Source organism: Kerstersia similis (assembly GCF_965139615.1).
Lineage (GTDB): Bacteria > Pseudomonadota > Gammaproteobacteria > Burkholderiales > Burkholderiaceae_B > Kerstersia > Kerstersia similis.
The window spans coordinates 21090-33342 of record NZ_CBCSIQ010000006.1 but is presented as its reverse complement, the minus strand read 5'-3'; the positions used below and the strand labels follow the sequence as shown (position 1 = coordinate 33342).

Sequence of the window (12253 nt, the reverse complement as noted above, 5' to 3'; positions counted from 1 at the left end):
TATTTGTATCTTTTTGTAAATTTCATCAGCGCAGATCGACCTGCACCCAGTATTGCGAGCGATATCTGATCTGGATAGGTAGGGTGCCTGCGATGATGTCGAGGATGTGGCGGGTGTCCGGTAACTGGAATGCGCCGGAGATGCGTAGCGCCCCGGCTTCGGGAGAATAGCGTACGACGCCTGGACGGTAGCGCGCCAAGTCTTCGAGAAATTCACCCAGCGGCGTATCGTTGGCATAGAGCACGCCCTCGGTCCAGCCACTGTCCTGCGGGGTGACGGTTTGTACCGGTGATATCTGGTCGCGGTCGAAGCGAACCTTCTGCCCGGCTTCAATGATGCGGGCCGGCGTATCGAGGAGATCAGCCGGCTTGACCGCGACACTGTGCTCCAGGACAGTCAGTAGGGTGGTGTCCTGCGCTCGAACCATGAAACGTGTGCCCAGCGCCTGCATGGTGCCCTGATGTGTTTCTACGATGAATGGCCTGCCGTCTGAAGGGCGGGAGTTCGTCGTGACCATGATTTCGCCTGCCAGCAGGCGCACGCGCCGCTCGGTCCGGTCGAACAGCACGTTCAGGCTGGTGCCGGTATTGAGCAGTACCGTACTGCCGTCATCCAGGTGCACAATGCGTTGCTGGCCTGTTCCGGTTGAGTAGTCGGCTTGCCAGCGTTGCCACAGGAAGGATTCCCGTGTCAGCCAGACGGCAGGCGTAGCGAGCGCAGCCAGGCCGAGTATCTTGATGGTCGTACGGCGCTTGGTGGCATGGTCGCGGGTCAGTACCGGGACGCTCAGCTCCGGCGATAACATCCCCAGCTTGTCGAACAGGAATTCTGCCTTGCGCCAGGCGTACTCATGGCTGGGATCCGCCCGGCGCCAGAGTGCGCAGGCTTCGATGTCGGCAGGGGAGGCTGGTTGTGCCTTGAGTCTAGCCATCCATTGGGCGGCTTCACGAATCACCCGGGCATCAGGCCGGGTGGCGCCGTCGGTGTTGATTGGGCGGGTTGCCATGCTGGTGTCAGCCTTCCGCCAGGAGTTGGGCCAGACAGATTTCAAAGGCGCGAACCATATGGCGCTTGACGGTACGAGTGCTGATGCCCAGTCGCGTGGCGATTTCGTCATAACCCAGGCCTTCGAGCTGAGACAGCACGAAGGTCTGTCTTACGGCCGGGGATAGGTCGTAAAGCAAGCGGTCTATTTCTTGCAGGGTTTCGATGGCTGCCAGGCGTTCCTGCTCTGAGGGCAGATATTCCGTTGGCAGGCTGGCGAGCGCCTCAAGGACGGCCTGTTCCAACGATTGGCGACGCCAGTGGTCGATGACCAGGCCGCGTGCAATGGATGCCAGGTAGGCGCGTGGCTGGCGCAGGCATGCCAGCACCGGGGGCCGCAAGAGAATGCGGATAAACGTATCCTGCGCCAGATCGGCGGCATCTTCCTGCGACGCCAAGCGTCGTCGCAGCCAGGACCGCAGCCAGCCATGGTGTTCGATATACAGGGTATTCAGGTCGTTGGGTGGCGTCGGGGAGGCGGGCATGGCAGTTCCGGCGTGGGCGCCACGGGCCTGGGTGGCGCGGATACGACGATGGTCAGACTGGGAGTGCCCAGCGCTTCTGCTGTCCTGGCGGGGCGCCAGACAACAGTAGGCTGCTATTCTAGCGCCAACAAATGATAGGGAGAATAATAGTTATTCCTGTGTTGAAAAAAACAGCCGTTGCGGCCGACGCCGGCCGCAACGGCTGCTGATCAGCGCGGCAACTGGCTGTTGCCCATCAGCCAGGCGTCCACGGAGCGGGCGCACTGGCGGCCTTCGCGGATGGCCCAGACGATCAGGGATTGCCCGCGGCGGATGTCGCCGGCGGCGAATACGCCTTCCACATTGGTGTGGTAGTCCTCGGTGTTGGCGCGTACATTGCCGCGGTTGTCGCTATCGACGCCAAAGGCATCCAGCACGGACGCTACCGGCGAGACGAAGCCCATCGCCAGCAGCACCAGGTCAGCCGGCAGTTCCATACGGGAGTCGGGCACTTCACGCATGCGCAGCTGGCCGGTGATGGGGTCGGGCGTCCATTCCGTACGCACGGCGATCAGCTTGCGCACATGGCCGTTTTCGTCGCCTTCGAACGATTGGCTCAGGATGGCCCAATCGCGCTCGCAGCCTTCCTGGTGCGAGCTGGAGGTGCGCAGCTTGGCCGGCCAGTAGGGCCAGGTCAGGGCCTTGTTTTCGTGTTCGGGCGGTTGCGGCAGCAGTTCGATCTGGGTCACGCTGGCCGCGCCCTGGCGAATGCTGGTGCCGACACAATCGGAGCCGGTGTCGCCGCCGCCGATGACGATGACATGCTTGTTGCTGGCGAGCACCTGATCCAGCTGACGGTCGCCTGCCACGGCTTTGTTCTGCTGGCGCAGGAAATCCATCGCGAACATGACGCCCTCGAGTTCGCGTCCGGGAATGGGCAGGTCACGCGGATTTTCCGCGCCGCCTGCCATGATGACGGCATCATAGTCTTCACGCAGCGAGGCAGGCGTGCGTACCGTCAGGCCTTGGGCCGCCGCCGCATCGGGCGAGCCGATGTAGGTGGACGGGCGGAAGGACACGCCTTCGGCTTCCATTTGCGCAATGCGGCGGTCGATCAGGTGCTTTTCCAGTTTGAAGTCCGGAATGCCATAGCGCATCAGCCCGCCGATGCGGTCGCTTTTCTCGAAGACAGTGACGGCATGGCCGGCGCGTGCCAGCTGTTGCGCGCAGGCCAGGCCGGCAGGGCCGGAGCCGACGACGGCGATGTGCTTGCCGGTGCGCCGTTGCGGCGTTTGCGGCGTGATCCAGCCTTCTTCCCAGCCGCGGTCGATGATGGCATGTTCGATGGACTTGATGCCGACGGCGTCATTGTTGATGTTCAGCGTACAGGCGGCTTCGCAGGGAGCGGGACAGATGCGGCCGGTCACTTCCGGGAAGTTGTTGGTTGAATGCAGCACGCTGAGCGCCTGGCGCCACTTGCCGTGATAGACCAGGTCATTCCAGTCGGGAATGATGTTGTTGACCGGGCAGCCGTTGTTGCAGAAGGGGACGCCGCAGTCCATGCAGCGTGCCGCCTGCTGGCGGGACTGTTCTTCATTGAGGAACAGGACGAATTCCTTCCAGTGACGGATGCGCTTGGTTGCCGGCTGCATCGTCTCCTGGAGGCGGGGGTATTCAAGAAAACCAGTGGTCTTTCCCATGATGATTCCTTTGTCGCCGGGGCTCAGGCCAGTTGCGGCACGGCGGGTTCGGCCTGATACATCGCCTGCAAGGCGCGGCGGTATTCGATCGGCATGACTTTGACGAATTTGCTCAAGGCGTTGTCCCAATCAGCCAGGATGTCGCGGCCGCGTTGGCTGCCGGTATGCTGGACATGGGCGCTGATGAGCTGGCGCAGCAGCTTGTCATCGGTCATGCGTTCGCCATCGCGGGTCATGCAAACCCAGGTCTCGGGGCCGCCTTGCACTTCCTGTTCAAAGCTGGGCAGCACGGGTTCGAGTTCAACCATGGCGGTATTGCAGTGTTGCCGCAATTGGTTGTCCGGATCCCAGACATAGGCCACGCCGCCAGACATACCGGCAGCGAAGTTGCGGCCGGTATGGCCCAGCACCAGGACGGTGCCACCCGTCATGTATTCGCAGCCATGGTTGCCCACGCCTTCGACCACGGTGACGGCACCCGAATTGCGTACGGCGAAGCGCTCGCCCGCGACGCCGTTGAAATAGGCTTCGCCAGCCAGGGCGCCGTACAGCACGGTATTGCCGGCGATGATGTGTTCGGTGCCTTTGCCGTTGAAGTCGTTGGGGCTGCGCACGATGATGCGGCCGCCCGACAGACCCTTGCCAACGTAGTCATTGGCTTCGCCGACCAGATCCAGGGTAATGCCATGGGCCAGGAAGGCGGCGAAGCTCTGGCCGGCAGTGCCGTTGCACTGGATGCGGATGGTGTCGTCCGGCAGGCCGTCGTGGCCATAGCGGCGGGCCACTTCGCCCGACAGCATGGCGCCGATGGTGCGGTTGCGGTTGCGTACCGGCGTCATGAAGGACACGGGCGTGCCGTGTTCCAGCGCGGCGCGGCTGCGTTCGATAAGCTGCAGGTCGAGCGCGCCTTCCAGGCCGTGATCCTGCTCTTCTTCGTGGCGGCGGGCGCCGGCCAGCGCAGGCTGGTGGAAGATGCGGGTGAAGTCCAGGCCGTGCGCTTTCCAGTGGTCCAGCGCCGAACGCATATCGAGCAGGTCGGTGCGGCCTATCATTTCCTCGAAGCGGCGTACCCCAAGCTGGGCCATGAGTTCACGCACTTCTTCTGCGATGAAAAAGAAGTAGTTCACGACATGCTCGGGGCGGCCCTGGAACTTGGCGCGCAGTACCGGATCCTGCGTGGCAACGCCGACGGGGCAGGTGTTCAGGTGGCATTTGCGCATCATGATGCAGCCTTCGACCACCAGCGGCGCCGTGGCGAAGCCGAATTCATCCGCGCCCAACAAGGCGCCTATCACCACATCCCGGCCGGTTTTCATCTGGCCGTCGGCCTGCACGCGGACACGGCCGCGCAGCTGGTTCAGCACCAGCGTTTGCTGCGCTTCCGAAAGACCGAGTTCCCACGGCGAGCCGGCGTGCTTGATGGACGACAGAGGCGAGGCGCCAGTGCCGCCGTCATGGCCGGCGATGACGATATGATCGGCCTTGGCCTTGGCGACCCCGGCGGCAATGGTGCCGACACCGCTTTCTGCCACCAGCTTGACGGAGATGGACGCGCGCGGGTTGACGTTCTTCAGGTCATGGATGAGCTGCGCCAGATCCTCGATGGAGTAGATATCATGGTGCGGCGGGGGCGAAATCAGGCCCACGCCCGGCACCGAGAAACGCAGCTGTGCGATGTATTCGGAGACCTTGTCGCCAGGCAGCTGGCCGCCTTCGCCGGGCTTGGCGCCCTGCGCCATCTTGATCTGGATCTGGTCAGCGCTGATCAGGTATTCCGCCGACACGCCGAAACGGCCCGATGCCACCTGTTTGATGCGCGAGCGCAGCGAATCGCCCGCCTGCAGCGGGACATCCGCCGCAATGCGTTCCGCGCCCAGTACCGATGCCAGCGTATCGCCTTCGCGGATGCCGCTCTCGCCGGTGCGCAGCTCGTTGCGGTAGCGCAGCGCATCCTCGCCACCTTCACCGGTATTGGATTTGCCGCCGATGCGGTTCATGGCGGCGGCCAGCACGGCATGGGCTTCGGTGGAAATCGAACCCAGCGACATGGCACCGGTTGCAAAGCGTTTGACGATTTCACTGGCCGGCTCGACTTCCGCCAGCGGGATGGCATGCGTCGGATCCACCTTGAACGAGAACAGGCCGCGCAATGTCATCTGGCGCCTGGTCTGGTCGTTGATGATCTGCGCGTATTCCTTGTAGGTACGGTAGTTGTTGGCGCGGGTGGAGTGCTGCAGGCGCGCGATGGCGTCCGGCGTCCACATATGTTCTTCGCCACGGATGCGGAAGGCATATTCGCCGCCGGCGTCCAGATTGTCGGCCAGGACGGGGTCGGCGCTGAAGGCGGCCTGGTGCTGGCGCAGGGCTTCCTCGGCGATTTCAAAGATGCCCATGCCTTCGACGGCGCTGAAGGTGCCGGTGAAGTATTTGTTGGTGACGGTGCTGCTCAGGCCAATGCATTCGAAGATCTGCGCGCCGCAATATGACATGTAGGTCGAGATGCCCATCTTGGACATGGTCTTGCTCAGGCCTTTGCCCACCGCCTTGATGTAGTTGGCGATGGCCTTTTCAGGCTGTTCCGTCGTAGCTGCCAGCGTTTGCAGCGTCAGGAACGGGTGCACGGCTTCGGCGCCATAGCCGCCCAGCAGTGCGAAGTGATGGATTTCACGTGCGCTGCCGGTTTCCACGACCAGCCCGGTGCGCGTGCGCAGGCCGGTGCGGATCAGGTGCTGATGGATGGCGGAGGTGGCCAGCAGCGCCGGGATGGCGACATGCTGGGCATCGACCTTGCGATCGCTCAGGATAAGAATGTTGTAGCCGCTTTGCACCGCATCGACGGCGCGTGCGCACAGCGCGGCCACACGCGCTTCGATGCCCTCGCGGCCCCAGGCGACCGGATAGGTGATGTCGATCTCGAAGCTGCGGAATTTATCGCGCGTCAGGTTGCCGATGTCGCGGATCACACGCATGGCATTGGGATCCAGCACCGGTTGCGAGATTTCCAGGCGCTGCGGCGGGTTGACGTTGTTGATGTCCAGCAGATTGGGCTTGGGGCCGATGAAGGACACCAGCGACATGACCATCTGTTCGCGGATGGGGTCGATGGGCGGGTTGGTGACCTGGGCGAACAGCTGGCGGAAGTAGTTGTAGAACGATTTCGGTCGTTGCGACAGCACGGCCAGCGGCGAATCATTGCCCATGGAACCGATGGCTTCTTCGCCCTTGGCCGCCATGGGGCCGACGATGAACTTGAGGTCTTCCTGGGTCCAGCCGAAGGCCTGCTGGCGATCCAGCAGCGAGGTTTCATCGCTACCGGGCAGCACCTGCGCCGCCTGCGGGCGTGGCAGGGATTCCAGCTTGACGCGCAGGCGTTCGATCCACTGGCGGTAGGGGTGGGAATTGGCGATCTGGGTCTTGATGTCGGCATCATCAATGATGCGGCCGCGTTCCAGGTCGATCAGGAACATCTTGCCCGGCTGCAGGCGCCACTTTTTGATGATACGGTTTTCCGGCACGGACAGCGTACCGGCTTCGGATGCCAGGATGACCAGGTCGTCGTCGGTGATCAGGTAGCGCGCCGGGCGCAGGCCATTGCGATCCAGCATGGCGCCGATCTGGCGGCCATCGGTGAAAACCATGGCGGCCGGGCCGTCCCAGGGTTCCATCAGCGCGGCGTGGTATTCGTAGAAAGCGCGCAGGCTTTCATCCATGTGCGCATGCTGTTCCCAGGCTTCGGGAATCATGATCATCATGGCGTGGGCCAGCGAATAGCCCGACATCACCAGCAGTTCCAGGCAGTTGTCGAAGGTGGCCGTATCGGACTGGCCTTCATAGACAATGGGGTAAAGCTTGCGCAGGTCTTCGCCCAGCACGGCGGATTGCATGGCGCCTTCGCGTGCGCGCAGCCAGTTGAAGTTGCCCTTGACCGTGTTGATTTCGCCGTTGTGGGCGATCATGCGGTAAGGGTGCGCCAGCGGCCAGGCGGGGAAGGTATTGGTCGAGAAACGCTGGTGCACCAGCGCGAGCGCGGAGACGGCACGGGTGTCGGCCAGGTCCAGGTAGTAGGTGCCGACCTGGTCGGCCAGCAGCAGCCCCTTATACACAATGGTGCGTGCCGAAGCGGAGGGGACGAAATATTCCTTGCCATGGGCCAGATGCATGTTCTGGATGGCGTGGCTGGCCGTTTTGCGGATGACGTAGAGCTTGCGTTCCAGCGCATCGGGCACCATGACGTTTTCCCCGCGGCCGACAAACAGCTGGCGGATCACGGGTTCATGGGCGCGTACGGTCGGCGAGGTCAGCAAGTCATGGTCCACGGGGACATCGCGCCAGCCGAGGACAACCTGGCCTTCGGCGCGTACCGAGCGTTCCAGCTCCTGTTCGCAGGCCAGACGCGAGGCGGTTTCCTTGGGCAGGAAAACCATGATCACGCCATATTCGCCAGGCGGCGGCAGAATGATGCCGTGGTGGGCCATGTCTGCCCGGTACAAAGCATCGGGAATCTGGATCAGAATGCCCGCGCCATCGCCCATTTGCTTGTCTGCACCGATGGCACCCCGGTGATCCAGGTTCTCCAGAATCTTCAGGCCTTGCTGAATGACGGCATGGCTCTTCCGGCCCTTGATGTGAGCCACGAAGCCGACGCCACAGGCGTCGTGTTCCATGTCGGGGTGATACAGGCCTTGGGGCGCCGGCAGGCCGATGCGGGTGGCATCGACTACGGACGCCGAGGGGGTACAGAGCTCGCGAGGGCGGTGGGTCATGGCGGCATTCCATTAAAAGGGCCGGGGGGCTTGAAATATTCCCGGTATTTACAAAATACCTCGCTATTTCCATCACATACAACAAAAATAAACGGGGACGGATTTGTATTTAAAACTCGGTTTTCCCAGGGGATAAAAATGGGGACAAAGATATTTTATCTTGGTAGGGCATGAATGCACCATAATGGTGCTTCCAAATAAGAGTGAGTATTGATGCGCCATGAAATGCACCGATTTGATGCATAGATGGATGAGAATGGTGCACCTTGCGCGGGGTTGCCTGTTTACGGGGCGTCGTGGCTTTGCAACGTGCGCTGGCCTGGAGAGTCGTGCAGCGTTTTGCCTGGCGCTGGCCTATCCGCCGCCAGGCCACCACGTCACCACGCCAGTGGGCTCATGTGCGGTGCATCCAGGGAGGGTAGGTGCCGCTGGAGGGTGGAGATTGGCCGGCGAGTGCCATGCCTGGCGGGGCGCAGCGAGATAGCGGGCAGCGGCAAGCCTGCCGCCTCCAGCGGACAAGCGTGCCAGGTATGGCGCTTGCGTGTGGTGTCAGGCGGCGGGCGTCTTGCGCGGCCGGCCGCGCTTGCCGGGTTGCACCCGGCGGCTGGCCGTGCCCGCCAGCCGTTCCAGGAAGCTGGCATCGCCCAGCGCCCATTGGCCTTGCAATGCGGCGGCAATGCGCTGTTCCTGTTCGCGGCTCAGGCCATCATGCAGTAACTGGCGATAGGCCGCCTGGCGATCAAACGGCGTATTGCCGCAGCGCCAGTAATCGGGATGATTGTGCAGCCAGGCAGGCACCGGAATCAGGTAACCGGTATGGGCGCGTGCCGAAGACCAGGGCCAGGCTTCCGCGTCCGGAGCGAGGCGGGCGGCAACCGGCCGGCTTTCCAGCCAGGCGAGGACGGGCAACACCCATTGGCCGGGCTGAACCAGCGCGCAGCGATAGCGTCCATTGAACACGGCGCCTGCCAGCTGGCGGCTGGCCAGCTTGCGGCCCAGCGCCTGCATCATGCGAGCCAGGCTGTCTGCCTTGGCCGGGGTGCTCAGGCAAATCAGCCTATCCGGCAGCAGGCACCAGCCATGCAGCGTCACACCATGCTGCTGCGAGGTTTCCGCCAGCCACTGCTGCATGGCATCGAACATGTCGGCATCCAGGTGCCCACCGTTTTCCTGTAGCGGATTGGCCAGCTCGGCCTGGGCCAGCTGGGGGGTATCGGGTGCATACAGGCGGGGAAGTCGGGCCATGGAGGCGAACGCGAAAACTCTTGTAGGGTTGGCGGGACTGTAATGGAAATTACAGGGCGCGCACGTATGATAAACCAAGGCGGCAGGAACTTTTTCATCCGCTTGGTTTCTAACTGGCACTCACTAATGGAGAGTGCTAACATCAATACGCATATTCTGAATCATGCTGTCGCAATCTGTGGCAAGACCATGCCGCCGGCGTCGGTAGCCAGCAGCACAGTAGGAGCGACCCAAATGAACACGAGTCTGACCCAATTTTCTGCATCCGCTGCGGCCTCGACTTCGCAGGCCCTGGCCCTGGCTGTCGCCAATCCTGGCGCCCTGGGGACGCTGGATGCCTACATCGGCGCGGTCAACCGTCTGCCGGTGCTGTCACCTGAACAAGAAACCGATCTGGCACGCCGCCTGCGTGACCAGGGCGATCTGGATGCCGCACGTGATCTGGTGCTGTCGCACCTGCGTCTGGTCGTGTCCGTGTCGCGTCAATATATGGGCTATGGCCTGCCCCAGGCAGATTTGATTCAGGAAGGCAATGTCGGCCTGATGAAAGCCGTCAAGCGTTTTGACCCGGAGCGTGGTGTGCGCCTGGTGTCGTTTGCCGTGCACTGGATCAAGGCGGAAATCCACGAATTCATTATCCGCAACTGGCGGCTGGTGAAGGTCGCCACGACCAAGGCACAGCGCAAGCTGTTCTTCAACCTGCGCAGCATGCGCCCGGATGGCCAGACCCTGTCGCCCGAGCAGGTGTCGGAAATTGCCAGCACGCTGAATGTGCGCGAGCAGGACGTCAGCGAAATGGAAGTGCGTCTGGCAGGCCGTGATGTGGCGCTGGAAGCCCAGGACGATGACGAAGACACGTTCGCGCCGATTGCCTACCTGTCGGATGACGGCGAAGCCGAGCCTGGTCAGGTGCTGGAGCGTCGTGCCCATGAAATGCTGCAGGGCGAAGGCCTGCGTCAAGCCTTGGACGGGTTGGATGAGCGCTCGCGCCGAATTGTGGAAGCACGCTGGTTGCAGGACGATGGCGGCGCCACGCTGCATGAGCTGGCGCAGGAGTTCGGCGTCTCGGCCGAACGTATCCGGCAAATTGAAGTGGCGGCAATGAAGAAGCTGCGCAAGGCGCTGTCTGCATAAGTGGGCAGTGCGCCGCTGCTCATGAAGCAGCGAGACCAGAATACGCAAAAACGCCGGCAAATGCCGGCGTTTTTTCTGGCGTTTCTTATTGGGGCCGCGCGGTCGTGCCAGCCGTTGCCGGCGTTGGCGTGCTGCGGGCGGGTATCAGGCTTCCCGGGCCAATTGAAGCATATCGTCCACCAGCACAATGGCGGCTTCCTGCGTGAACATGCCGTCTTCCAGCATGTCCATGATTTCCAGTGGCGGCAGGGCGCGGATTTCCATGACTTCGCCGTCCTGATTGCAAGGCTGGACATCTTCCGGCAGGACGCAGCGGCTGATCAGAATATCTTCAACCTGGAAACCTTCAGGCAGATGATGATGAATCTGTATGACGGTGCGCAGCGGGCTGCGTGCTGCCAGGTCTTCCGGCTTCAGCCCGGCTTCCTCTGCGCTTTCGCGCAAGAGTGCCAGATCCAGGCTTTCCCCGCTGCTGGCCAGGCCTCCCACCAGCGTATCCCACATGCCGGGGTCGGTGTTCTTGGTCAGGGAACGGCGCGCCAGCCATAGGCGGCCATCTGGCGTCCAGCCATTGAGATGTACCGCCAGGGTGCGTAGCCCCAGGGGGCGGGTGGCAGTGCGTTCGATGCGGCCCAGCGGGGGGCTGTCGGGCACCATGCTATAGATATCGAGTGCCTCGTTGCGCCAGCCGTGCAGGCAGCCGGCATCGCGCAGGGTCAGGGCGACGGCATCACAGACGTCTGCCAGGGCGGTGCTGTGGGGGGCCAGATCCTGGCCAATATGCCATGTGTCTCCCATGGCGTTCGCCAGTCCTTTGGGCTGCAGGGCTGCCATTGCCGCGGGCACGATCCAGCCGCAGCGCTGGCCGGCGATATGGAGCGGCTTGGCGCCTGCGGGCGGCGGTTGCGTAATGCCCGCGTGCAGGCGTTGCGCATAGGATTGAAGGCGGGCGAGGGAAGGGAGGGCGGTAGGCATGCTGCGATTGTAATGCGGCAGTCGCGGCGGAGGCACCCGTACCGGGGAGGAACGGCGCGGAATGGTGTCCGGAGGTATCAGGCAGGGGGGGGCGAGATGGCCGACGGAACCTGGGCGACACATTATGCTGACACAGGATGCCAAGTTCAGGAAGAGGGACTTTTCCGCTTGCAACAGGGTGCGACAAGACGCAATATGAGTCAGTACTTAATGTTGTGACAAAAGCGAACTGTTAATATCCCGCCCATAGTAAAACCTTGATGGGGAGCCATGCTATGACTGCTGCAACACCGTCCTCTTTTTTCCCGGGAATGGGTGATTTACCTGCAGATAATCCTATGTTATCGGGCATGGCACTGATGCGCCAGGTATGGGGTGGGTTGTCTGGCGCAGGCCAGTTGGCCCAGGGTTTGCCGCTTTCTCCTACGCTGGATGCGCAGGAACTGGCCCGCCGTATTGAGGAATTGCGTACGGTGGAAAATTGGCTCAACCTGAATTTATCGCTGCTGCGCAGCACGATTCAGGGGATGGAGGTGCAGCGGGCCACCATCAGCACGCTGCAAAGCTTCCTGGGCGGGGCCGCGCCGGCTGCTGAGACGGCTCGACCGGCTGCGCCGGAGACTGCGCCTCAGCCGGAGGCTCGGGCGGACGCAACGGAAAACGCCGCTGAAGCTGGCGAGGATCCGGCGGCACAGGCTGCGCAAGCCTGGTGGTCGCTGCTGCAGCAGCAGTTCCAGGGGTTTGCCGCTGCCGCGTCGGCAGCTGCCGCACCGGTGCAGGCAGCCGCCGAGACGGTGAAAGCGGCTGCACAGGCTGCGCCACCTGCGGCCGCACCGAAGAAACCGGCTGCCAAGCCTGCCGCTAAGCGTACGGCAGCAGCCAAGTCGGCGACTGCGCCAGCCAAGCGCGCCCGTACGTCTTCCTGATC

8 protein-coding genes are annotated in these 12253 nt (G+C 62.7%); 2 read left to right on the top strand and 6 right to left on the bottom strand.

The window, feature by feature from the left end; all coding sequences use genetic code 11:
* Window positions 1-25: 25 nt before the first annotated feature.
* The 5 genes from ACNA1V_RS05535 to ACNA1V_RS05515 form a co-directional block, all read right to left on the bottom strand.
* Window positions 26-1006, bottom strand: a complete 981-nt coding sequence (locus ACNA1V_RS05535; RefSeq protein ID WP_415832585.1) for a FecR domain-containing protein — start codon at window positions 1004-1006, stop codon at window positions 26-28.
* A 7-nt stretch (window positions 1007-1013) separates the two neighbouring features.
* Window positions 1014-1529 (bottom strand): sigma-70 family RNA polymerase sigma factor, encoded by a 516-nt coding sequence (locus ACNA1V_RS05530; protein ID WP_415832584.1) that lies wholly within the window; start codon window positions 1527-1529, stop codon window positions 1014-1016.
* 209 nt (window positions 1530-1738) lie between these two features.
* Window positions 1739-3208 (bottom strand): glutamate synthase subunit beta, encoded by a 1470-nt coding sequence (locus ACNA1V_RS05525; protein WP_415832583.1) that lies wholly within the window; start codon window positions 3206-3208, stop codon window positions 1739-1741.
* A 23-nt stretch (window positions 3209-3231) separates the two neighbouring features.
* Window positions 3232-7971, bottom strand: a complete 4740-nt coding sequence (locus tag ACNA1V_RS05520; RefSeq protein WP_415832582.1) for a glutamate synthase-related protein — start codon at window positions 7969-7971, stop codon at window positions 3232-3234.
* A 549-nt stretch (window positions 7972-8520) separates the two neighbouring features.
* Window positions 8521-9216 carry a transposase gene (locus ACNA1V_RS05515; protein ID WP_415832581.1) on the bottom strand — a complete coding sequence of 232 codons (696 nt, stop codon included), beginning with the start codon at window positions 9214-9216 and terminating at the stop codon, window positions 8521-8523.
* 234 nt (window positions 9217-9450) lie between these two features.
* Here ACNA1V_RS05515 and rpoH point away from each other — a divergent pair, with 234 nt between their 5' ends.
* Window positions 9451-10350: an RNA polymerase sigma factor RpoH gene (gene rpoH / locus ACNA1V_RS05510; protein ID WP_415832580.1), complete on the top strand. Its 900-nt coding sequence runs from the start codon at window positions 9451-9453 to the stop codon at window positions 10348-10350.
* 144 nt (window positions 10351-10494) lie between these two features.
* On the opposite strand, the gene ACNA1V_RS05505 is transcribed toward rpoH, so the two are convergent.
* Window positions 10495-11325, bottom strand: coding sequence for an NUDIX hydrolase (locus ACNA1V_RS05505; RefSeq protein WP_415832579.1), 831 nt, complete (start codon window positions 11323-11325; stop codon window positions 10495-10497).
* Between the two features lie 350 nt (window positions 11326-11675).
* Here ACNA1V_RS05505 and ACNA1V_RS05500 point away from each other — a divergent pair, with 350 nt between their 5' ends.
* Window positions 11676-12251, top strand: a complete 576-nt coding sequence (locus ACNA1V_RS05500; RefSeq protein ID WP_415832578.1) for a PhaM family polyhydroxyalkanoate granule multifunctional regulatory protein — start codon at window positions 11676-11678, stop codon at window positions 12249-12251.
* Window positions 12252-12253: the final 2 nt, after the last annotated feature.